Source organism: Burkholderia sp. GW821-FHT14F03, from assembly GCF_058803765.1.
In genome coordinates this window covers 1-22321 of the sequence record NZ_JBXAPG010000029.1, presented here as the reverse complement: position 1 = coordinate 22321, position 22321 = coordinate 1, and the positions used below count along the sequence as shown (strand labels likewise).

Annotated in this window: 22 protein-coding genes; 15 read left to right on the top strand and 7 right to left on the bottom strand. The window is 69.0% G+C overall.

Translation table 11 applies throughout. From position 1 onward, the window contains the following. Window positions 1–71 precede the first annotated feature (71 nt). Window positions 72–194 carry a hypothetical protein gene (locus AC1RQF_RS20135; protein WP_273996835.1) on the top strand — a complete coding sequence of 41 codons (123 nt, stop codon included), beginning with the start codon at window positions 72–74 and terminating at the stop codon, window positions 192–194. 48 nt (window positions 195–242) lie between these two features. On the opposite strand, the gene AC1RQF_RS20130 is transcribed toward AC1RQF_RS20135, so the two are convergent. After that, window positions 243–959, bottom strand: a complete 717-nt coding sequence (locus AC1RQF_RS20130; protein WP_273998420.1) for a helix-turn-helix domain-containing protein — start codon at window positions 957–959, stop codon at window positions 243–245. A 73-nt stretch (window positions 960–1032) separates the two neighbouring features. After that, window positions 1033–1443, bottom strand: a complete 411-nt coding sequence (locus AC1RQF_RS20125; protein ID WP_273996834.1) for a response regulator — start codon at window positions 1441–1443, stop codon at window positions 1033–1035. Between the two features lie 365 nt (window positions 1444–1808). On the opposite strand from AC1RQF_RS20125, the gene phbB reads away from it, so the two are divergent. The 7 genes from phbB (at window position 1809) to AC1RQF_RS20090 (ending at window position 9781) form a co-directional block, all read left to right on the top strand. After that, window positions 1809–2555, top strand: a complete 747-nt coding sequence (gene phbB / locus AC1RQF_RS20120) for an acetoacetyl-CoA reductase (protein WP_273996833.1) — start codon at window positions 1809–1811, stop codon at window positions 2553–2555. Window positions 2556–2745: 190 nt separating this feature from the next. Further along, on the top strand, window positions 2746–5136 hold the full coding sequence (locus tag AC1RQF_RS20115; RefSeq protein ID WP_492872801.1) for an RICIN domain-containing protein: 2391 nt from the start codon (window positions 2746–2748) through the stop codon (window positions 5134–5136). Beyond that, window positions 5136–5609: a hypothetical protein gene (locus AC1RQF_RS20110; RefSeq protein WP_337995267.1), complete on the top strand. Its 474-nt coding sequence runs from the start codon at window positions 5136–5138 to the stop codon at window positions 5607–5609. Before AC1RQF_RS20115 ends, AC1RQF_RS20110 begins: the two co-directional genes overlap by 1 nt. Next, complete coding sequence (locus tag AC1RQF_RS20105) at window positions 5596–6183, top strand: SCO family protein (RefSeq protein WP_273996832.1); 588 nt, start codon at window positions 5596–5598, stop codon at window positions 6181–6183. Before AC1RQF_RS20110 ends, AC1RQF_RS20105 begins: the two co-directional genes overlap by 14 nt. 157 nt (window positions 6184–6340) lie before the next feature. Further along, window positions 6341–8737, top strand: coding sequence for an RICIN domain-containing protein (locus tag AC1RQF_RS20100; RefSeq protein WP_492872800.1), 2397 nt, complete (start codon window positions 6341–6343; stop codon window positions 8735–8737). Next, a complete protein-coding gene (locus AC1RQF_RS20095; RefSeq protein ID WP_492872799.1) occupies window positions 8737–9210 on the top strand; it encodes a hypothetical protein in 474 nt (157 codons plus the stop codon). Before AC1RQF_RS20100 ends, AC1RQF_RS20095 begins: the two co-directional genes overlap by 1 nt. Then, window positions 9197–9781, top strand: coding sequence for an SCO family protein (locus AC1RQF_RS20090; RefSeq protein ID WP_273996831.1), 585 nt, complete (start codon window positions 9197–9199; stop codon window positions 9779–9781). The genes AC1RQF_RS20095 and AC1RQF_RS20090 overlap by 14 nt, the downstream gene beginning before the upstream one ends. A gap of 31 nt (window positions 9782–9812) precedes the next feature. Here AC1RQF_RS20090 and AC1RQF_RS20085 read toward each other — a convergent pair whose 3' ends face one another. Next, window positions 9813–10694, bottom strand: coding sequence for a LysR family transcriptional regulator (locus AC1RQF_RS20085; protein ID WP_273996830.1), 882 nt, complete (start codon window positions 10692–10694; stop codon window positions 9813–9815). 108 nt (window positions 10695–10802) lie between these two features. Here AC1RQF_RS20085 and AC1RQF_RS20080 point away from each other — a divergent pair, with 108 nt between their 5' ends. Next, window positions 10803–11549, top strand: a complete 747-nt coding sequence (locus AC1RQF_RS20080; protein ID WP_273996829.1) for a TerC family protein — start codon at window positions 10803–10805, stop codon at window positions 11547–11549. An 80-nt stretch (window positions 11550–11629) separates the two neighbouring features. Further along, a complete protein-coding gene (locus AC1RQF_RS20075) occupies window positions 11630–11932 on the top strand; it encodes a TFIIB-type zinc ribbon-containing protein (protein ID WP_492872798.1) in 303 nt (100 codons plus the stop codon). 10 nt (window positions 11933–11942) lie between these two features. Here AC1RQF_RS20075 and bla read toward each other — a convergent pair whose 3' ends face one another. Then, on the bottom strand, window positions 11943–12821 hold the full coding sequence (gene bla, locus AC1RQF_RS20070) for a class A beta-lactamase (protein WP_273996827.1): 879 nt from the start codon (window positions 12819–12821) through the stop codon (window positions 11943–11945). A 129-nt stretch (window positions 12822–12950) separates the two neighbouring features. On the opposite strand from bla, the gene AC1RQF_RS20065 reads away from it, so the two are divergent. Then, entirely contained in the window at window positions 12951–13835 is an 885-nt protein-coding gene (locus AC1RQF_RS20065) for a LysR family transcriptional regulator (protein ID WP_273996826.1), read from the top strand. A gap of 85 nt (window positions 13836–13920) precedes the next feature. Here the strand turns inward: AC1RQF_RS20065 and AC1RQF_RS20060 are convergent, their stop codons facing one another. The 3 genes from AC1RQF_RS20060 to AC1RQF_RS20050 all read right to left on the bottom strand — a co-directional run bounded on the left by AC1RQF_RS20060 (window position 13921) and on the right by AC1RQF_RS20050 (window position 17965). Further along, window positions 13921–14736, bottom strand: coding sequence for an isocitrate lyase/PEP mutase family protein (locus AC1RQF_RS20060; protein ID WP_273996825.1), 816 nt, complete (start codon window positions 14734–14736; stop codon window positions 13921–13923). Between the two features lie 90 nt (window positions 14737–14826). Further along, window positions 14827–16845, bottom strand: coding sequence for a right-handed parallel beta-helix repeat-containing protein (locus AC1RQF_RS20055; RefSeq protein ID WP_273996824.1), 2019 nt, complete (start codon window positions 16843–16845; stop codon window positions 14827–14829). 130 nt (window positions 16846–16975) lie between these two features. Continuing rightward, complete coding sequence (locus AC1RQF_RS20050) at window positions 16976–17965, bottom strand: alpha/beta fold hydrolase (RefSeq protein ID WP_492872797.1); 990 nt, start codon at window positions 17963–17965, stop codon at window positions 16976–16978. Between the two features lie 198 nt (window positions 17966–18163). Here AC1RQF_RS20050 and AC1RQF_RS20045 point away from each other — a divergent pair, with 198 nt between their 5' ends. From AC1RQF_RS20045 to AC1RQF_RS20030, 4 genes are all read left to right on the top strand, one after another. Then, window positions 18164–18535: a DUF805 domain-containing protein gene (locus tag AC1RQF_RS20045; protein WP_273996822.1), complete on the top strand. Its 372-nt coding sequence runs from the start codon at window positions 18164–18166 to the stop codon at window positions 18533–18535. 8 nt (window positions 18536–18543) lie between these two features. Further along, on the top strand, window positions 18544–20757 hold the full coding sequence (locus tag AC1RQF_RS20040; RefSeq protein ID WP_492872796.1) for an FAD-binding protein: 2214 nt from the start codon (window positions 18544–18546) through the stop codon (window positions 20755–20757). Beyond that, window positions 20754–21809, top strand: a complete 1056-nt coding sequence (locus AC1RQF_RS20035; RefSeq protein WP_492872795.1) for a hypothetical protein — start codon at window positions 20754–20756, stop codon at window positions 21807–21809. Before AC1RQF_RS20040 ends, AC1RQF_RS20035 begins: the two co-directional genes overlap by 4 nt. Before the next feature lie 29 nt (window positions 21810–21838). Continuing rightward, a partial coding sequence (locus AC1RQF_RS20030; RefSeq protein ID WP_492872794.1) for a hypothetical protein occupies window positions 21839–22321 on the top strand: 483 nt, incomplete at its 3' end.

The window sequence follows — 22321 nt, the reverse complement described above, 5'->3', positions numbered from 1 at the left end:
TCATGGAGAAATATGGCTGCGCGAGCGGTCGAACCTGCTGCGCTGTCCGTTCCGGCGGATCGCGCGGAAGCGTGAAAATTTCGCTCAACGAAAAATATCGGGCGAATGACCGGCGCACGCCGTGCCCGGATCAAGGCGCATGGACCTTGATCGGCCTCGATCCGGCGCGTCAAAAAGAGCAGTGCGGTTCATGACCGCACTGCCGCGACGACACCTCGATGGAACGATTCAGCCCGCGCGCGTCAAACCCGCGCGAGTCCCTGCGGATCGGTGATGCGGATCTGCTTGCCGCGCGGATCGATGAGCTTCTCGCGCTGGAATTTCGACAGCATCCGGCTCACGGTCTCGAGCTTCATTCCCAGATAGCAGCCGATCTCCGCGCGCGTCATCCGCAGGTTGAACTCCGCCGCTGAGTAGCCGCGCGCCTTGAAACGCGCCGACAGGTTCAACAGGAACGCGGCCACGCGCTGCTCGGCCGACATCGTGCCCAGCAGCATCATCTGGCTCGACTCGCGCACGATCTCGCCGCTCATCATCTGGTGCAGGTGATGCTGCATCGGTCGCAGGTCGCGGCACACCGCTTCCAGTTGGGAGAACGGAATGATGCACACGGTGCTGTCCTCGAGCGCAACGGCGTCGCTATTGTGGCGGCCGCTGCACACACCGTCGAGGCCGAGCGTCTCGCCGGCGATCTGGAAGCCGGTCACGTGCTCGCGGCCGTCGCGATGCATGACGACCGTCTTGAACGAGCCGGTGCGCACCGCATAGATGCTCTGGAATGGATCGCTGTTGCGAAACAAGGCTTCGCCGCGCTTCACGTGACGCGTGGTGCCGATCATCGCGTCGACGCGCGCCAGATCGCTCGCGGTCAGATCGGCGGGCAGGCACACGGCGCGCATCGCGCAGGTCGAGCAGCGCGCGGCGGCTGCTTTCGGCGCATCGTGATGAGGGGGCGGCATCGCGTGCGGCGCGACGACGGACGGGGTGTGAGCGGGAGCAGCGGCTGGGGCGATCGACATGTTCGACTCCTGTTTATTGGGCGACGGGCACATCGCGCAGGCGCGCCATCGCGGCGATGGCGCGGCATGCTGTACCGAATTCGGCGGTTTTGTCGAAGAAGAAATCCGCGCCTGCCAGGTCGCTCGCCGTGCGAAACGCCGGCCCGGACTGATTCGTCAGCACGACGATCGCCACCTTGGGCGCGACGCGCGTGAGCGTTGCAATCAGTTCGAGCCCGCTGCTGTCGGTGAGCCGCAGCTCGATCACGGCAACGTCGGCCTGGGACGCGAGAATGCCTGCCAGCGCCGCCTGCGCGTCCTCCGCCTCGCCCACGACCGCGACCTCGGGCGGTGCGTCGAGCAGGGCCGCGAGCCGACGCCGCAGGGCGGCGGCCGGATCGACCAGGAAGACCTTCAATGCAGCGGTGGCGTGATTCGCATTCATGGCGGCAAGTATGCGGGGGCCGCTGCGTCGGCGAAATCGGCGCGGGTTGAAGATCCGGTAAGGATTTACGTACTTCGTGTAGGGAATTTCCTACAGTGTGTGAAGGTACGGCGGGGTGATTGTTGCGCGCACCGTCTCGACGACGGGCAATCTTTCATTGTGCGCGAGCCCGCGTGGCGGGGCCTAGCGCGGTTTGTCACGCGCTTGACATGTGTCAAGCGCCGCCGCACCCCGGTGCCTACAGTGCAGCGCATGGGCGGGCCGGCTGTCGACGCGAGATGTCGCGGCGGCCGGCCCGCATCGTTTCTCAATCGATGCCCGCCGCGCGACGAAGGCGCGAGGCGGGCGGACCCCGGGAGAACAGAATGCAGACGAAACGCGTGGCCTTGGTGACGGGCGGTATGGGCGGTCTGGGCTCGGCAATCAGCCGCCGGCTTTACGACGCTGGGTTCGCGGTGGCGGTGACGCACTCGGCCCACAACGATCACGTGGCGACCTGGCTCATGCACGAGCGCGATGCGGGGCGCCAGTTCCGCACGTATGCGGTCGACGTCGGTGATTTCAGCGCGTGCGAGCGTTGCGCGGAACAGGTCCTGAAGGATTTCGGGCAAGTCGATGTGCTGATCAACAACGCGGGCATCACCCGCGACGTCACGTTCGCAAAGATGACGAAGGGCGATTGGGACACCGTCCTGCGCACCGATCTCGATGCGTTGTTCAACATGACGAAACCGTTCATCGCGGGGATGGTCGAGCGCCAGTTCGGCCGGGTGATCAACATCGGCTCGGTGAACGGCTCGCGCGGCGCGTTCGGCCAGACCAACTACGCGGCCGCGAAGGCGGGCCTGCATGGGTTCACGAAAGCGCTGGCGCTCGAGACGGCGCGCCACGGCGTGACCGTCAACACGGTGTCGCCGGGCTACCTCGCCACCGCGATGGTCGAGTCGGTGCCGCGCGACGTGCTCGAACAGCGCATCCTGCCGCAGATTCCGGTGGGCCGGCTCGGGCGTCCGGAGGAGATCGCGTCGTTCATCGCCTATCTGTGCTCGGACGACGCGGGCTTCATGACGGGCGCGGACGTCGCGCTCAACGGCGGCATGCACATGCGTTGAGGAGCACGGGCGCATACGGCCGATGCGGAATGTCCGATGCGGGTCGCCACCGGGGATGCGACCCGCATCGGATGCACGACGGGAATTGCCACACTTTCTGAACTTGTCGAACACGGTAATTCAACGAACAGTGAGGACTCCGGCCCTACCGTATTAATTCGGGTTATTTCAAAAAACGAAGGGGTGGCCCGTGAGATACGATTGGCGCCGGGTGTGGACCTGGCTGGCTGTGCTTGGTTGTGCTTTGTTCCTGTCCACGGGCGCGCGAGCGGCCGGCGGACCGTCTTATACCGATATCGTGTCCGCGAGCAGCGGGCTCTGCCTGTCGAGCGTGGGCAACGCGTCGACCGCCGGGGCCGCCATCGTCCAGACTTCCTGCTCGGGGAACGCCAATACGACCTGGGCGTTCGTGCCGGTCGGCAATCGCTATCACATCGTGTTGCAGGGAACGGGCCTGTGCCTCAACGTGCCGGGCGGTACGGGTGCGAGCGGGATGCAGCTGATCCAGTACGGCTGCCAGAGCAGCAGCGCACTCAATGATCAATGGACCGTCGTCGCGGTCGGCGCCAGCTATCGGATCGTCTCCGCGCAGAACGGCCTGTGCGTGAATGTGAGCGGCGCCTCGACCGCCGACGGCGCAGCCTTGATCCAGTACGCTTGCCAGGGCGCCTCGACGACCAACGACCAGTTCAACCTCTATCTGCCCGTGCAGGCGGCCACCAACATCGTCGGAGCCGGCAGCGGTCTTTGCATGATCGCGAACGGCAGCGCCGTCACGCAGGGCGCGTGCGACAACCAGGGCGGCACGGCCTGGAACCTCGTGCCGGCGGGCAGCGGCTATCACGTCGTGTCCAGCACCGGCCAATGCCTGAACGTGTACGGCGGCAAGGGATCGAGCGGCACGCCGTTGATTCCGTATGCCTGCCAGGGCGATAACGCGACCAACGACCAATGGACGGTCCTGCCGGTGGGCGGGCGCTACCGGCTGGTGTCGGTGGCGAGCGGGATGTGCGCGAACGTCAGCGGCGGCTCGAATGCCGCCGGCGCACCACTGATCCAGTATCCCTGCCAGGGCGCGACCACGCTGAACGACCAGTTCCAGCTTGCGTTGCCGCAGACGTTCCCGGCCACGCTGCCGTCCGCGTGGAGCCCGGTGATTCCGTTGCCGGTGAATCCGATCGGCGTCGCCAATACGCCGGCGGGCAAGCTCGTGATGTGGTCGGCCTATCAACCCTTCAGTTACCAGGGCGACGACGGCGGCAACGTAACTCAAACGTACACGGCGGTGTTCGATCCGGCGACCAATACGGCCACGCAGTATCTCGAAACCTCGGCCGGTTCCGACATGTTCTGCCCGGGCACCGCGATGCTCCCGGACGGGCGCCTGCTCGTGAACGGCGGCAGCAGCAGCGCCAAGACGACGCTCTACGACGCATCGACCAACGCCTGGAGTACCGCCGCGGCGATGAACATTCCGCGCGGCTACCAGGGCGACACGCTGCTGTCGACGGGCGCGGTGCTGACGCTGGGCGGCTCGTGGAGCGGCGGCCAGGGCGGCAAGAGCGCCGAGCTCTGGACCGTCGGCGGTCGCTGGACGGTGCTGTCGGGCGTGCCGGAGGCCAACGTGGTCGGCCCCGATCCGCAGGGCATCTATCGCGGCGACAACCACCTGTGGCTGTTCGCGCAGGCGAACGGCAGCGTGTTCCACGCGGGGCCCAGCTCACAGATGAACTGGATCTCGACGAACGGCAGCGGTTCGATCCAGTCGGCCGGCAAGCGCGGCGTCGATCCGTTCTCGGTCAACGGCAACGCGTTGCTGTACGACGTCGGCCAGATCCTGAAGGTAGGCGGCGCGAAGTCGTATCAGCAGAACGGCGCGACGCCGACCTATGCGTCGAACGCGGCCTATCTGATCGACATCACGCGCGGCCCGAACCAGACGGTCGGCGTGAAACGCATCAACGGCATGACTTATCAGCGCGCGTTCGCGAGCAGCGTGGTCCTGCCGAACGGCAATATCGTGGTCGTCGGCGGCCAGAGCGTGCCGCAGCCGTTCACCGATACGAGCGCCGTACTGGTGCCGGAGATCTGGGATCCGGTCACGCAGCGCTTCAACCTGCTCAAGCCGATGCAGACGCCGCGCACCTATCACAGCACGGCGATCCTGATGGCGGACGGGCGCGTGTTCGTCGGCGGCGGCGGCCAATGCGGCACCGGTTGCGCGAACAATCACCTGAACGCGGAGATCCTGACGCCGCCCTATCTGCTCAATGCGGACGGCACGCCGGCCACGCGTCCGGCGATCGTGTCGGTCCCCGCGAGCGCCGCGCGCGGCACGACGATCGCGGTGTCGACGCAGGGGGCAGTCTCGTCGTTCGTCTTGATGCGGATGTCGTCGATCACGCACACCACGAACAACGATCAGCGCCGGATTCCGCTCGCGATCGCGGCGTCGAGCGGCACGGCCTACCAGCTGACGATCCCGACCGATGCCGGTGTCGCGCTGCCCGGCTATTACATGCTGTTCGCACTCGACGCAAACGGCGTGCCGAGCGTGTCGAAAGCGATTCAGATCAGCTGATGCGGCGGCGAATCACGAAGCGCGCGGGCGTCGCGCTGTGCGCGGCGCTGGTGGCGGCGGTTGCCGCGATTGCCGTGCGGGCGGCGCCCGAGCCGTCGCCGAGCGGCGACGCCGCGCGCGGACGGGCGCTGTTCACCGGGGCCGCGCCGCTGCAGGCCCGGCTCGCCTCGCATCCGTCCGATCTGCCGGCGGCGGTCGTGCGGTGCGCGAATTGTCATGCGGCGGGGGGCGGGGCAGCGGTGGCGAATTCGATCGCGCCGCGCCTGTCGCGCGGCTGGCTCGTCGATTGGCAGAGCCGGCGCGGCGGTCCGCCGAGCCGCTACGACCGCGACGCGTTCTGCGCATTGCTGCGCGACGGCGTCGACCCTTCCTATGTACTGATCAACGTCCAGATGCCCCGCTACCGCGTCGATGCGCGCGACTGCGCGGCGCTCTGGCATTTCCTGACCGAGGGATCCGATGGACGCTCCTGATTCGCGCGCGCGCCGTCGCGCGCTGTGCGCGGCCGCGCTCGCGGCGGCGGCCTGGCCCGTGCTCGGCCGCGCGCAGGATGCGCCGCTCAGCTATCACGGCGGCCGCATCGCGCCGCCCGTGCCGGTGCCGGACTGGCCGGTGCGCACGGCGGACGGACGCGAGACGCGCCTTCAGGCGCTGCTGGCCGGACGCGTGACGGCGTTGCAGTTGTTCTTCACGGGATGTTCGGCGACCTGTCCGATCCAGGGCGCGGTGTTCCAGCGCGTGCAGGCGCTGCTGGGTTCGCGGCGGCGCGCCGACGTGCAGTTGCTATCGCTGAGCATCGATCCGCTCTCGGACACGCCGCAGCGCATGAAAGCGTGGCTCGCGCGCTTCGATGCGCGGCCCGGCTGGGTGGCGGCCGCGCCGTCACTGAGCAACGTCGATGCGGTCCAGCGGCTGTTCGGCGGAGGCACGACGGGGCTCGACAATCACAGCACGCAGGTGCAGGTGATCGATCGCGACGGGCGGCTGATCTGGCGGACCTATGAGCTGCCGTCGGCCGAATCGATCGTGTCGATGCTCGGGCGATAGCGCGACCACGGCGGATCCGGCCGACTCATCGTTAATTCAGTACATACCGGAAACGACGTTGCGTCGAGCCGCATCACGGACGGTCATGTAACGAACAGTAAGGACTCCGGGCTTACCGTATTAATGCTGGTCATTCCAATAAGCTACGGGGTGGCTCATGAGATACGATTGGCGCCGGGTGTGGGCCTGGCTGGTTGCGTTTGGCTGTGCATTGTTGTTCCTGTCCACGGGCGCGCGCGCGGCCGGCGGACCGTCTTATACCGATATCGTGTCCGCGAGCAGCGGGCTCTGCCTGTCGAGCGCGGGCAACGCGTCGACCGCGGGGGCCGGCATCATCCAGACTTCCTGCTCGGGGAACGCCAATACGACCTGGGCGTTCGTGCCGGTCGGCAATCGCTACCACATCGTCCTGCAAGGCACGGGGCAGTGCCTGAACGTGCCGGGCAGCTCGCGCGCGAACGGGACGCAACTGATCCAGTACGGCTGCCAGGGCAGCAGCGTGCTCAACGATCAATGGACGCTCGTCGCGGTCGGCGCCAGCTACCGGATCGTTTCCGCGGTGAACGGCCTGTGCGTGAACCTGAACGGCGGCTCGACCGCCAGCGGCGCGCCCGTGATCCAGTCCAGCTGCCAGGATGCCTCGTCGACCAGCGACCAGTTCAACCTCTACCTGCCCGTGCAGGCGGCCACCAACGTCGTGGGGGCCGGCAGCAGCCGCTGCATGGTCGTGAACGGCAACGCCGTCACGCAGGGCGCGTGCGACAACCAGGGCAGCACGGCCTGGAGCTTCGTGCCGGCGGGCAGCGGCTACCACGTCGTGTCGCAGCGCACCGGCCAGTGCCTGAACGTGTCCGGCGGCAGCCGCACGAGCGGCACGCCGTTGATTCCGTATGCCTGCCAGGGCGATACCGTGACCAACGACCAATGGACGGTCCTGCCGGTGGGCGGCCGCTACCGGCTGGTGTCGGTGGCGAGCGGGATGTGCGCGAACGTCAGCGGCGGCTCGAATGCCGACGGCGCACCGCTGATCCAGTATCCCTGCCAGGGCGCAGGCGTCCTGAACGACCAGTTCACGCTTGCGTTGCCGCAGACGTTCCCGGTCACGCTGCCGTCCGCGTGGAGCCCGGTGCTGCCGTTGCCGGTGAATCCGATCGGCCTCGCCAACACGCCGGCGGGCAAGCTCGTGATGTGGTCGGCCGCCGACAGCTTCGGTATCCAGAACGACGTCGGCACCAAGGCGACCCAGACGCAGACGGCGGTGTTCGATCCGGCCACCAATACGGCCACGCAGTACCTCGAAACCTCGGCCGGTTCCGACATGTTCTGCCCGGGCACCGCGATGCTCCCGGACGGGCGCCTGCTCGTGAACGGCGGCGACAGCAGCCCGAAGACGACGCTCTACGACTGGTCGACCAATACCTGGAGCGCCGCCGCGATGATGAACATTCCGCGCGGCTACCAGGGCGATACGCTGCTGTCGACGGGCGCGGTGCTGACGCTGGGCGGCTCGTGGAGCGGCGGCCAGGGCGGCAAGAGCGCCGAGCTCTGGACCGACGGCGGACGCTGGACAGTGCTGCCGGGCGTGCCGGAGGCCAACGTGGTCGGCCCCGATCCGCAGGGCATCTATCGCGGCGACAACCACCTGTGGCTGTTCGCGCAGGCGAACGGCAGCGTGTTCCATGCGGGGCCGAGCGCCCAGATGAACTGGATCTCGACGGGCGGCAGCGGCGCGATCCAGTCGGCCGGCAAGCGCGGCGTCGATCCGTACGCGATCAACGGCACCGCGTCGCTGTACGACGTCGGCCTGATCCTGAAGGCGGGCGGCGCGAAGTCGTATCAGCAGAACGGCGCGACGCCGACCTATGCGTCGAACGCGGTCTACCTGATCGACATCACGCGCGGCCCGAACCAGACGGTCGGCGTGAAACGCATCAACGGCATGACCTACCAGCGCGCGTTCGCGAACAGCGTGGTCCTGCCGAACGGCAACATCGTGTTCGTTGGCGGCCAGAGCGTGCCGCAGCCGTTCACCGACACGAGCGCCGTGATGGTGCCGGAGATCTGGGATCCGGTCACGCAGCGCTTCAACCTGCTCAAGCCGATGCAGACGCCGCGCACCTATCACAGCACGGCGATCCTGATGGCGGACGGGCGCGTGTTCGTCGGCGGCGGCGGCCAATGCGGCGCCGGTTGCGCGGCCAACCACCTGAACGCGGAGATCCTGACGCCGCCTTACCTGCTCAATGCGGACGGCACGCCGGCCGCGCGCCCGGCGATCGTGTCGGTTCCCGCGAGCGCCGCGCGCGGCGCGACGATCGCGGTGTCGACGCAGAGTGCGGTCGCGTCGTTCACTCTGATGCGGATGGCCTCGGTCACGCATTCGACGAACAACGACCAGCGCCGGATTCCGCTCGCGATCGCGGCGTCGAGCGGCACGGCCTACCAGCTGACGATCCCGACCGATGCCGGTGTCGTGCTGCCCGGCTATTACATGCTGTTCGCGCTCGACGCAAACGGCGTGCCGAGCGTGTCGAAAGCAATCCGGATCAACTGATGCGGCGGCGAATCACGAAGCGCGCGGGCGTCGCGCTGTGCGCGGCGCTGGTGGCGGCGGTTGCCGCGATTGCCGTGCGGGCGGCGCCCGAGCCGTCGCCGAGCGGCGACGCCGCGCGCGGACAGGCGCTGTTCACCGGGGCCGCGCCGCTGCAGGCCCGGCTCGCCTCGCATCCGTCCGATCTGCCGGCGGCGGTCGTGCGGTGCGCGAATTGTCATGCGGCGGGGGGCGGGGCAGCGGTGGCGAATTCGATCGCGCCGCGCCTGTCGCGCGGCTGGCTCGTCGATTGGCAGAGCCGGCGCGGCGGTCCGCCGAGCCGCTATGACCGCGACGCGTTCTGCGCATTGCTGCGCGACGGCGTCGACCCTTCCTATGTACTGATCAACGTCCAGATGCCCCGCTACCACGTCGATGCGCGCGACTGCGCGGCGCTCTGGCATTTCCTGACCGAGGGATCCGATGGACGCTCCTGATTCGCGCGCGCGCCGTCGCGCGCTGTGCGCGGCCGCGCTCGCGGCGGCGGCCTGGCCCGTGCTCGGCCGCGCGCAGGATGCGCCGCTCAGCTATCACGGCGGCCGCATCGCGCCGCCCGTGCCGGTGCCGGACTGGCCGGTGCGCACGGCGGACGGACGCGAGACGCGTCTTCAGGCGCTGCTGGCCGGACGCGTGACGGCGTTGCAGTTGTTCTTCACGGGATGTTCGGCGACCTGTCCGATCCAGGGCGCGGTGTTTCAGCGCGTGCAGGCGCTGCTGGGTTCGCGGCGGCGCGCCGAGGTGCAGTTGCTGTCGCTGAGCATCGATCCGCTCTCGGACACGCCGCAGCGCATGAAAGCGTGGCTCGGGCGCTTCGATGCGCGGCCCGGCTGGGTGGCGGCCGCGCCGTCGCTGAGCAACGTCGATGCGGTCCAGCGGCTGTTCGGCGGAGGCACGACGGGGCTCGACAATCACAGCACGCAGGTGCAGGTGATCGATCGCGACGGGCGGCTGGTCTGGCGGACCTATGAACTGCCGTCGGCCGAATCGATCGTGTCGATGCTCGGGTAGCGGGCGGGTTCTTCGCCGCGGCGCGCCCTGTTCAAGCGCGCACGGCCTCCACCACGCGCGCGGCGAGCGGATGATGCTGGCCGCGCCGCGAACGGATCGCGTGGATTTCCTCGCTCACGCCCTCGGCGCGCCCGAGCGGGCGCAGGTCGCGCAGCAGCGTGGCGTCGCCCGCGCCGAGCTGGCTGAGCGGAAACACGCCGAGCCCGCGCGCGGCGAACACGGCCATCAGCGCGCTGTCCTCGAATTCGCCGGCGATGCGCGGCCGCACGCCGACGCTTTCGAGCCAGCGGTCGAGCCGCGCGCGCAGCGGCGAGTGCGTGGTCGGCAGCAGGACCGGCAGCGCGGCGAGGCTGCCGGGGAAGCCGGCGCGCGCGGCGCGCGTGACCAGCGCGGCCGGCCCGTACCAGTCGACCGGCGATTCGGCGAGCCGCTCGCTCGTCACGCGCAGGTTCGCGTTGTACGGCGCGGGCTGCCCCGCCAGCACCAGGTCGAGGTGATGCAGCGCCAGTTCGCCGAGCAGTTCCTCGTGCTCGCCCTCGTGACACAGCAGCCGCAGCGCGGGCGTATCCAGCACGGGCGCGAGCAGGGCATGCGCGGCCAGCTTGGAGATCCCGTCCGACAGCCCGACCGCGAGCCGCGCGACCGCGCCGCTCGACGCCTCGCGCACCTCGTCCGGGATCAGCCGCCCGAGCTGGAAGATCTCTTCCGCCCGTGCGAACGCCGCCTGGCCGGCGTCGGTCATCGTCACGCCGCGTCCGGCGGGCTTGAGCAAGGGGTGCCCGAGCGCTTTTTCCAGCTCGCGCACCTGCGCGCTGATGGTCTGCACGGCCATATCCAGCCGCTCGGCCGCGCGGGCGAAGCCGCCTTCCTTCACGACCACCCAGAAGTAATACAAATGGCGAAAGTTCAGCATGGCGGTTAACTTCGGAAAAACCGAATCAAAGATCTGATTATCGCTGATTTTTTCGAAACGAAAATGCGTGCATCATCGGGTCTTTCGACCTGAACCCCGCGCATCCTCATGGACTACCTGCTCGCACTCGCTGTCGACCCCGCCGTCTGGGCGGCCTTGCTCACGCTCGTCGTGATGGAGGTCGTGCTGGGCATCGACAACCTGATCTTCATCTCGATCCTGAGCAACAAGCTGCCCGAGGCGCAGCGCGCCCGCACCCAGCGGATCGGCATCGCGCTCGCGCTGGTGATGCGGCTCGCGCTGCTCGGCATGGTGGCGTGGATCGCGCGCCTGACCGAACCGGTGTTCTCGCTGTTCGACCATGCGTTTTCCTGGCGCGACGTGATCCTGATCTCGGGCGGCCTGTTCCTCGTCTGGAAGGCGACCCGCGAAATGCATCACCACGTGTCGCGCGACGGCGACGCGGCGGGCGGCGCGAGCGGCGCGGTCGGCCTGGGCATGTGGGCGGCGATCAGCCAGATCATCATGCTCGACCTGGTGTTCTCGATCGACAGCATCGTGACGGCGATCGGCATGACGGAACACGTCCCGATCATGTTCGTCGCGGTGATCGCCGCCGTGATGGTGATGCTGTTCGCGGCCCAGCCGCTCGCGCGCTTCATCGACCGCAATCCGACCATCGTGATGCTCGCGCTCAGCTTCCTCGTCGTGATCGGCATGACGCTGATCGCGGAAGGCTTCGGGACGCACGTGCCGAAGGGCTATATCTACGCGGCGATGGCGTTCTCGGCTTTCGTCGAAGGGATGAACATGCTGGCGCGGCGCGCGAAGCGCCGCCGCTCCGGCGCGGAGTAAGCGCGTGCCGCCGCCCGCGACGGGCGGCGGCTTTTTCCTCGCACGATCGAAGGCAACCCGCTGTCGCAAGGAGCGTCACGATGAAATGTCCGGCCTGCAAGACCCCCGACCTGTTGATGACCGAGCGCCAGGCCATCGAGATCGACTACTGTCCCGCCTGCCGAGGCGTGTGGCTCGACCGCGGCGAACTGGACAAGCTGATCGCCCGCGCCGATGACGCGCGGCCCGCCGGGCGCGACGCGGCGCGCGCGCCCTCGCTCTCGCCCTCGGCCGCGCGCCACGACGACTGGGGCCAGCGCGGAAGCGCGCCGCGCGACGGCGGCCATGCGCATTCCGGTTACCGCAAGAAGAAATCGCTGTTCGACCTGTTCGACTTCGATTGAGCGCGGCGCGTCAGCCGAGCGCGCCGGCGACGATGCGGGCCGCGTCCGCGAGGATCGCGTCGCCGCCCTTGCCGCCCGTGTAGAAGAGCGCGAGCAGCACCGGCTGCCGCTCGGGCGGCCACAGCGCGCCGATGTCGTTGACGGTGCCGCGCGCGCCGGTCCCGGTCTTGTCGGCCACGCGCCAGCCGGCCGGCACGCCCGCGCGGATGCGCTTGTCGCCCGTCGTGTTGCCGAGCAGCCAATCCCGCAGCTGCGTGCGCTGCGCGGGCGGCAGTGCATCGTCGACCAGCAGCGCGCGCAGGCTGCGCGCCATCGCGCTCGGCGTGCTGGTGTCGCGCGGGTCGCCCGGCAGCGCGCTGTTCAGCTCCGGTTCCCAGCGGTCGAGCCGGAACGTCGCGTCGCCGATCGAGCGCGCGAACGCGGTGACGGCGGCCGGCCCGCCGAGCACTTTCAGCAGCAGGTTCGCCGCGGCGTTGTCGCTGTACTGCAGCGTCGCCGCGCACAGTGCCGCGACCGTCATGCCCGCGCCCACGTGCTGTTCCGTGATCGGCGAGTAATCGAGGAGGTCGCGCTTGTCGTAGCGGATCACCCGCTCCAGCAGGCCGGCCTCGTGCTGCGCGCGGGCCAGCACCGCCGCGGACAGCATCAGCTTGAAGGTGCTGCACAGCGGGAAGCGCTCGTCGGCGCGGTGGCCCAGGAGCGCGCCGTTCGCGGTATCGAGCGCGCAGACGCCGAGCCGGCCGCCCGCCTTGCGCTCGAGGGCGGCGAGGCGCGCGACGGCGGGGGCGGACGAGGCGGCGGTGTCGGCCGCATGGGCGCGCAGGGCGAACGCGAGCGGCGCGGCGCTGCCGGCCAGCAGCAGCGTACGGCGGAGCGGGGAGTGAGTCATGAGCAGGCTCTCTTTCGATCGGGTGGATGGGGTGCGACGGCGCCGGCGCATCAGGACTATCGGTCCTTTTCGAAATGCTTGCAAACGACGATAATTACCGGCAAGCAAAAGAAAATCTAATGGACCGATATGCGACCCCATCTTCCTCTGAATGCGCTTCGGGCGTTCGAATCGTCGGCGCGGCACCTGAGCTTCACGCGTGCGGCGCTGGAGCTGCGCGTGACCCAGGCGGCCGTCAGCCAGCAGGTGCGGCAGCTCGAGGAGCGGCTCGGCTGCACGCTGTTCAAGCGCCTGCCGCGCGGTCTCGGGATCACCGACGAGGGCCGCGCGCTGCTGCCCGTGCTCAGCGACGCGTTCAGCCGGATCGAGACGGTGCTCAAGCAGTTCGACGGCGGGCATTTCCACGAGGTGCTGACGATCGGCGTGGTCGGCACCTTTGCCATAGGTTGGCTGATGCCTCGCCTGCGTCGGTTTCGCCAGACGCATCCGTTCGTCGAGCTGCGGCTGCTGACCCACAACAATCTCGTCGACCTTGCCGCGGAAGGGCTCGATTTCGCGATCCGCTTCGGGGAGGGCACCTGGCACGGCACGCACGGCACCTTCCTGCTCGACGCGCCGCTCACGGCGCTGTGCGCGCCGGAGATCGCCGAACGGCTCGACACGCCGGCCGCGCTGGAGCGCGAGACGCTGCTGCGCTCGTATCGCGCGGACGAATGGCTGAACTGGTTCGCGGCGGCGGAGCTCGCGCCGTGGCCGCTCAACGGCCCCGTGTTCGATTCGTCGCGCCTGATGGTGGAGGCGGCGATCCAGGGCGCGGGCGTCGCGCTGGCGCCGCCCGCGATGTTCGTGCGCGAGTTGCAGGCGGGCGTGCTGATGCGGCCGTTCGAGGTCGAGATCCGCACGGGCGGCTACTGGCTCGTGTGGCTGCGTTCGCGCGCGATGTCGCCCGCGATGCAGCTGTTTCATGACTGGATCGTCGCCGAGGCGGAGGAAGGGACGCGGGCGGTGGCGTGACGGCGCGGGCACCGGGCGCGGCGAAGCCGCCGGCCGCGAACGCGGGACGCGCGCGCGGCGTCGCGTTCCGCGTTCGCGGCGGGGCTTACTGGAACATGCGATTCAGGTCGGCGTGCGGCGCGCCGTCGGCGAAGGCGTCGAAGCGGCCCTCGACGAGCCCTTGCGCCGCGCGCATGAAGCCGCCCCATGCGGTGCGGGCGAGCGCGCCGCCCACGCTGACGCGTCGCACGCCGAGCGCGGCGACGTCCTGCAGCGTGAATTCGGACGGCGAGCCGATCAGCAGGTTCACCGGCTTCGGCGCGACCGCGGCGACCACGGCCTCGATCTGTTCGCGGGTGCGGATGCCGGGCGCGTAGAGCACGTCGGCGCCCGCCTCGGCGTAGGCCGCGAGACGCTTGATCGTGTCGTCGAGGTCCGGCGCGCCGACCAGGAAGTTCTCCGCGCGGCCGACCAGCAGCACGTCGCCGCCCGCCGCGTCGATCGCGTGCCGCGCGGCCCTGATGCGTTCGACCGCGACGTCGAGCGCGAACAGCGGCGCGGTGGGCGCGCCCGTCGAATCCTCGATCGACAGGCCCGCGACACCGGTATCGACCGCGAGCCGCACGCTGTCGGCGAGCGCATCGGGATCGGCGCCGAAGCCGTTCTCGAAATCGGCGTTGACGGGCAGGTCGGTCGCGGCGACGAGCGCGCGCAGGTGCGCGAGCACGGTGTCGCGGGTGAGGTGGTTGTCGGCATGGCCCAGCGACCACGCGAGGCCGGAACTGGTGGAGGCGAGCGCCTTGAAACCCAGGCTTTCCAGGTAGCGGGCGCTGCCGATGTGCCAGGGGTTCGGCAACATGAAGCAACCGGAGGCGTGCAGCGCGCGGAACGCGGCGCGTTTTTCGGCGATGGTGCGGGTCATGCGTGTCTCCTTGGGGTGAAGGGCGAGGCGATGAGGCGGCGCGCGACGCGCCGGTGTTTCAAGACGGGGCGCGCGGCCGGCGCGGCGATTTCATTCGAGATTGCCCGTGCGCTTGAGATCTTGCCGTGCGTCGGCGGCGATTTTCCAGGCGGCTTCCTGGTTGTCGCGCAGGTCGTTGTTCTCGAAGGTGCCGCCGCTGTCCTTGCGGATGTCGATGCCGATCTGGGCGTTGCCGGTGATGCGGTTGGTGTGGAGCGTGGGGTTGCCGCCGCTGAGCACCACGACCCCCGAGTGGGCGTTGTCGACGATCTGGTTTTTCTCGATGATCCCTTGCCCGTCCTTATGGACATACAGACCATTCGTTTTCCCTTTGCTGATGAGGTTCTTGCGCAGGATCGGGTTGCTGCCTTCCCGGATCTCGACACCCGATAGCGTATTGCCGATGATCTCGTTGCCTTCCAGCACGCCTCCGCCGTGTTCGTGGACGAACACGCCGCTGCCCTTGCCATCGCGGATGTGGTTGCGTCTCAGCGTGGGATTCGCGCCCTTCTTGATTTCCACGCCTGCGAGCGCATTGCCGTAAATCTCGTTGTTCTCGATCGTGCCCAGGCCGTCGGTGTTGAAGAATACGCCGCTCGCGTGATTGTCGTGGATGCGATTGAGGTAGAGCGCGGGCTGGGCGCCGTTCTTGATTTCCACGCCTGTCATCTGATTATTGAAGATGTCGTTGTTTTCCAGCGTGCCCTTGCTGTTGTCGCAGATGAAGACACCCGAAGCCTTGCCGCTATGAATGCGATTGCGGCGTAACGTGGGGTTGCCGCCGTCCTGGATGATGACGTTGCTGCCGACGTTGTCGAATATCTCGTTGTCTTCGAGCAGCCCGCGACCGGTGTCGGCGACAACGACGCCGAATGAGCGTCCGCCGTGGATGCGGTTTCGGTGGAGGGCGACATGCGCGCCTTCCGAGATCGCCACGCCAAGCTGGGCGTGGCCGACGATTTCATTGTCTTCCAAGGTGCCGAGGCCGTTCTCGTAAGCGATGACGCCGTCCGATGCGCCGTCGTGTATCCGGTTCCGGCGGATTCTCGGGTCGGCGCCGTCGTGGATGGCGATGCCGGCGAGACTCTGGCTGGAGATGGCGCAGTCTTCCAGGTCGAGGCGGCCCTGGGTGATGTCGACGCCATACCATTTGTCTCCTCCTGCCTGTCGAAGCGTCAGGTTCGCGATGCGCCCCATGCTGCTCCTGAAGAGCACGACGTCCTGATCCTGCGCCTCGATCACGATGTCGCCGCGATTGCCGTCGCCGATGATCTCGACCGGCTTGTCGATGACGAGCCCTTCCCGGTAGAGGCCGGGACGCACCAGGATGCGCGCGCCCGGCGCGGCGGCGGCGAGCGCCGCGTTGATCGTCAAGTGATCGCCGCGATGGAAGGCGTCCACGATCAGCGTGGGCACTTCGGTGCGCGCCTCGGGGCCGCGCGCCTGCTCCGTCGCCTTGGTGGCGCTCGCCTGCGTGCCGGCCGGATTGCCGTCGGATTCCGTTGCGCTGTCCGCCTCGCGCGTCTCGACTTCCGGCGCGACTTCCGGCAGCGCGGCCACGCGCACCTCCAGCGCCTCCACGATCTGCCGCGCGATGCCCGCGAGCCGCTTGCCGACTTCCGCCGAGGTGAGCGCATCGAAGCGCAGCGCGCGCCAGTCCGCGTACTGGCGCGTCGCGAGCAGCGCCGCGAGCGGATCCTTGTCGCGCTTCTGCGCGTCGTTCATCGACGGCGCATCGAGGTAGTAGACCGGCATGATCAGGTCGTTGCGCCCGAGCTTCTGCTCCCGTTCGAGGAAGCGCTCGAGTTCGCCGCGGCACGCCTGGCTCTTGAAGAACGCGGGCGTGACGATCGGAATCAGGAACGTGACCGCGTCGATCGCGCCGTCGAGGCGCGCTTTCCACTGCTCGCCCCAGCGCAGATCCTTGCGGTCCTGGAAAATATCGAAACGCTCGCCCAACTGCATGCCAATCTCGCCGCTCAGGCGTTCGCGAAACTGGGTCAGCCGCCCGTTCTCATGCTCGTCGTCCACGTGCACGTAGCTCATGAACGCAATCGGATTGTTTGCCACGCGAAATCTCCTTGTTATTCCCTGCGTATTCGTCCCGGCGCGGATGCGTCATCCGCCGGGAAAGCGCGGCCGGCGCTTTCCCGTTTCTCTCGTCCCGCAGCGTATCAGAGCGCGCCGCGCCCCCGCGCGCTCACCCCGCTTCCTGCCCCGACCAGCGCCCGACGAACGGCAGGACCGCCCGCACGAACGCGGCGTTGTCCTCGACGTGCGGGATATGCCCGAGCCCCGGCAGCACCGTCAACGACGCATTCGGCAGCAGTCGCGCGCCGTCCGCGAGCGGCGTGACCGTGTCGGCGTTGCCCCAGATCACGTCGACCGGCATCGGCAGCGCGGCGAGCGCCGCGCTGCGCTCGCCGCGATCGCGGCCGGCATCGTTGAGGAACGCGTCGAGCCACTCGCCGTAGGCGGTGGTCGTGCCGGCGACCGACAGCGGCCGTTGATAGACGGCGACCACCTCGGGCGACAGCGCGCCGTGCCGCGTCGTGAAGCGTTCGAGGAACCAGCGCGTGAGGTGCGGATTGGTGGCCGTCGCGGCGATCAGCGGCCGGCGCAGCGCGGGTACGCCAAGCCCGCGCGCGACGAGGCCCGGCGCGGCGGGCGGTGGCGGATCGAGGCGCAGCGCGACGTCGACCAGCACCGCCGCGCTGAAGCGCCGCGGCTGCGCGAGCAGCGCCTCGACGGTCGCGCGTCCGCCGAATGAATGGCCGACCAGGATCGCGCGGCGCACGCCGAGCGTATCGAGCAGGCCGAGAATGCGCGCCGCCTGGTGCGATGTGTCGTAGGCGTCGGCGGCCGGGCGGCTGGTATAGCCGAACGGCGGCAGGTCGAGCGCGATGGTGCGGTAGCCGGCGCGCGCGAGCGCGTCCATGGTGGGCAGCCAGGTCGCGCTCCATGCGCCGAGCCCGGATACGAACACGATCGGCTCGCCCGTCGCCGGGCCGCGCTCCTGGATCAGCATCGACACGTCGGCCGCGCGCACGAAGCGGCTGCCCGGCGGGGCGGCGCTCGCCGCCGCGTCGCGCTCGCGCGCGCGGGCCGCGTAGTTCGCGATGCTCGCGGCACACACCGCAAGCAGGACCGGCGCGACGATCAGCGCCGCGAGCACTTTTTTGAAATTCATCGGGATTCGGATAATGCGGGATATTCGACGACTGATGCGGCGCGCCGATCAGCGGTTTTTTGCGTAATGGTGAAACTTCTGAAGCAATGATGCAATGCCATCCATTACCGTGAAATTATCTTGGTATCGGCTAATTATAGAGAATACACTGCGCGTTTAGTGCCCGATAAACACTCAAACCGGGATACGGATTAAAAGATGTCCGCACTTTCACTGGCTTTCGCTTTCTTCAAGCGTCGCGGCCGCATCACGCGCAGCACCTGGCTGTCCCGGCTCGTCGTGGCGGGCCTGTTCTGCGCCGCGTTCGGCGAGTGGGCCGGCCGCTTCGCGGGCGAGGCGGGCGCCGGCGTGTTCGCGCTGCTGTTCATCTGGGCCGCGCTCGCGTTGTCGATCCAGCGCCTGCACGATATCGGCCGTTCGGGCGCCGCGCTGTGGGTCGCGCTCGTGCCGGTGCTCGGGCCGCTGTGGGTCGTCGTTCAACTGCTCAAGCGCGGCGCCGCGCACGAAAACCGCTTCGGCCCCGATCCGGCGAGCCGCGACGATTATCTGCAAGTCCCTATTTCCCGCTGATGCGCGACATGCCAACGGTCAACGACGTTACCCAGCTCAACCGGATTCCGGTTTTCTCGATCGCCACGCCCGCTTCCACGCAGGAGGTGGTCGACGCGCTGGTCCGGACCCAGCTTCCCGTGTCGATCGGCGGCGGCCATTTCAGCATGGGCGGCCACACCGCGAGCCCCGGCACGCTTCACCTCGATCTGCGCCGCATGAACCGCGTGCTGCGCTTCGATCCGCTTGTCGCCGTGATCCGCGTGCAGGCCGGGATCCGCTGGTGCGACATCCAGCGCTTCGTCGATCCGCACGGCCTCGCCGTCAAGATCATGCAGACCTATGCGAACTTCACGGTCGGCGGCGCGTTGTCGGTGAATGCGCACGGCCGCTACATGGGGCTCGGGCCGGTCGTGCTGTCGGTGCGCGCGATCACGCTGGTGCTGGCCGGCGGCGAGGTGGTCGAGGCGTCGCGCAGCGCGCATCCGCGCCTGTTCGACGCGGCGATCGGCGGTTACGGCGGGATCGGCGTCATCACCGAGGCGGAGCTGGACCTGGTGCCCAACACGCGCGTCGCGCGCAGCGACCGCAAGATGCGCACCGCCGACTACAAGCGCTGGTTCGACGCGAACATTCGCGGCCACGGCGACGTGGTGTTCCACAACTTCGATCTCTATCCGCCGTGCTATACGCGCGGCCGCGCGGTCAGCTGGACCGTGACCGACGCGCCCGCCACCGCGCCGCGCCTGCAGCCGCTCGCGCGCGGCTTCCTCGCGGCCAAGTATCTGCTGTGGGCGATCACCGAGACGCCGCTCGGCAAGTTCCGCCGCGAGTATCTGTACGACCCGCTGCTGCACCTCGGCACGAAGGTGCACTGGCGCAACTATGAAGCCGGCTACGACGTCGCCGAGCTGGAGCCCGTCGGGCGGCGCGACCGCACCTACGTGCTGCAGGAGTATTTCGTGCCGGCGGAGGCGGTCGGCGAGTTCGCGCAGACGATGGGCGCGGTGCTCGCGCGGCACCAGGTCAACGTCGTCAACATCTCGATCCGCCATGCGCTCGGCGACGACCGCACGCTGATGGCGTGGGCGCGCGGCGAGACCTTCGCGTTCGTGCTGTATTACAAGCAGCGCACGCGCGAGAACGCGCGCGAACGCGTCGCGGTCTGGACCCGCGCGTTGATCGACGCGGTGCTCGCGGTCGGCGGCACCTACTACCTGCCGTATCAGCTGCACGCGACGCACGAGCAGTTCCATCGCGCGTACCCGCGCGCGCGCGAGATGTTCGCGCTGAAGGCCGAACTCGATCCGCACTACCGGCTGCGCGGCGCGCTGTGGGACCGTTACTACGCGCCGTTGCTGCAGCCCGCGGCGAGCGCGCCGGCGCGGCCGAGCGCCTCGCTGTTCGCGGCGGTGTACGGCGGCGAGCGCGAGGCGGACCGCTTCTATACGTTCCTGCAGAACATCTTCAACGTGTTGCCGGCGGATCGCCTGCACGCGCTGATCAAGGACGAGACCGCGAAGCGCGCCGACGACGAGACGATCTATCGCGGCGTCCAGGCGCGCCTGAAGTCGATCACGCCGCCGCTCGCGATGCTCACGCATGCGCTGCCGTCGCTCGCGACGCAGAAGGCCGAGATGGGACGGCAGGCGGCGCAGCTGCTCGGCGACGCGGCGCTGCGCGATTACGTCGAGATCGGCACGACGGGCCGCTATGTGAAGGCGATGCGCAAGCACCTGAAGCTCGGCGGCCGCGTGACGCTCGTGCACGAGGTCGCGCCGGGCAACTCGCCAGTCGACATCGTCGAGCGCGGGCAGATCGGGCGGATCGGCGACTTCACGCCGCTGCACGACTACGCGCCGATCGCGCTGCCGTCGGCCAGCGCCGATCTCGTCAGCTGCTTCGTCGGCCTGCATCACATGGCGCCCGACAAGCTCGCGCCGTTCCTCGACTCGATCGCGCAGATCGTGCGGCCCGGCGGCTACTTCATCGTGCGCGATCACGACGTCACGAGCGAGGCGATGGATGCGTTCGTGTCGCTCGCGCATACCGTGTTCAACGCCGGCCTCGGCGAGAGCTGGGAGACCAATCGCCGCGAGCTGCGGCACTTCGCGAGCGTCGATGCCTGGATCGCCCGGATCGAGGCGGCCGGCTTCCGGCACACGGGCGCGCGGCTGCGGCAGGACGGCGACCCGTCCGACAACCTCCTGATGGCGTTCCAGCGCACGGGGGCCGCGGCATGACGCGCTGGTTCAGGCAGGCCATCGCGGCGTTGTGCCTCGCGAGCGCGGGCGCGGGCGTGCCGGCCGCACCCGGCGCGGCTTCCGGCGACAGCCTGGTGCCGCCCGAGGCGCGGCGCGGCGCCGAGCAGACGCTGCTGACGTTTCCGGAGTGGTATCTCGTGCACAGCCCGGCCGAGTACGCGCGGATCGTGCGGCGCGCGCCGTCGCACGCGTTCCCGTTCCTCGCTCAGGTCGCGCAGCTGTGGTCCGGCTATGCGGACGTGACGGCCGAGCAGATGCGCGACCGCTATCCGCTGAATGGCGGCTATCACGTGATGATCTGGGTGATCGCGACGAGCACCACGGTCGAGTATGCGCTGCGTTCGCTCTACGAGAACACGGTCGGCCGCGCGAGCTGGCTGCTCGGCGGCGAGCGGTTGACCGACGAGGATCGCTACGGCGCGCAGGCCGCGCAGGAATACGTCGATTTCATCCGCCAGGAGCCCTGGTACCTGTTCGACTTCACGGCGCGCCTGCGTCACTTGTGGACCGACGTGCCGCTGTGGGGGCCGGGGATCGTGCGCAAGTGGGAGCGGCGCTATGCGCTGACGTCCGAGTACGCGGTGAAGGCCGTATACGGCAAGCTGATCGAGAAGGCGACGCGCGCCGCATATACGCCCGCGCTGATGACGACCGACGTCGTGGTCGACCGGCTGCCGCCCGAGGGCGCGCTGCCGCCGCGGGTCGAGGTGCTGAAGCGCTGGCCGGACGGCCGCGCGCTGCTGTCGCTGCCGCGCTATTTCGATTTCCGGCTCGCGGCCACCGCGCTCGCGCGGCGGGGCGTCCGGTTCGTCGACATCGCGGGCAACGACTCGATCATCCTCGTCACCGTGTGGGCGCCGCGCGACGCGGCGCTGCCGGCCGGCCAGGGGCGGGTGCTGTTCGAGCAGCCGCTGACGGACCCCGCCGGCATGCGGCGGCTCGGCGTGCTGGTGCCGGTCCGCGACCTGTCGGCATTCCTGGCCGGCGCGCCCGCGCTCGGGCTCGTCGCCGAGCACGTGTACGACTACTAGCGGCTCGGCGCGCGGGCCGCACGCATGTCATGCGGGCCGCCGCCGGCGTCGTGCGCGAGCGTGAAGCCCGCCTGCTCGTGCAGGCGGCGCGCGGCGGTGTCCGGTTTCGCGCCGAACGCGAGCCGGGCCGGACCTTGCGCGCGGGCGTCGGCGGCGAACCGTTCCGGCATTCACCGGCCGATACCCGGGCCGCGCCGCTCGGGCCGGACATGGATCGACGCGAGCAGCGCCGCGCCGTCGTGGATTGCCCGGAGGCAGTCGCCGATCGCCGCATCACCGGCTTCGGTCATCACCATCCGTTCGAGATCCTGCGTTCCTTGCCGCAGAGGCGCGTGCGTGCCGTCCTTCCAGCGGTTTTCGCGTGGCGATTCAATCCGGCGGAGGTGGTCGAGTTCGCCCGGATGGATCGGCGGCGCGGGCGGGGCGGAGAGGGCCGCCGCCGGTCATGCCGCTGTCTCTTCTCCCCATCTCCGCGCCCACCCGACATACTTGTTCATCTGGTGGGGGATGTT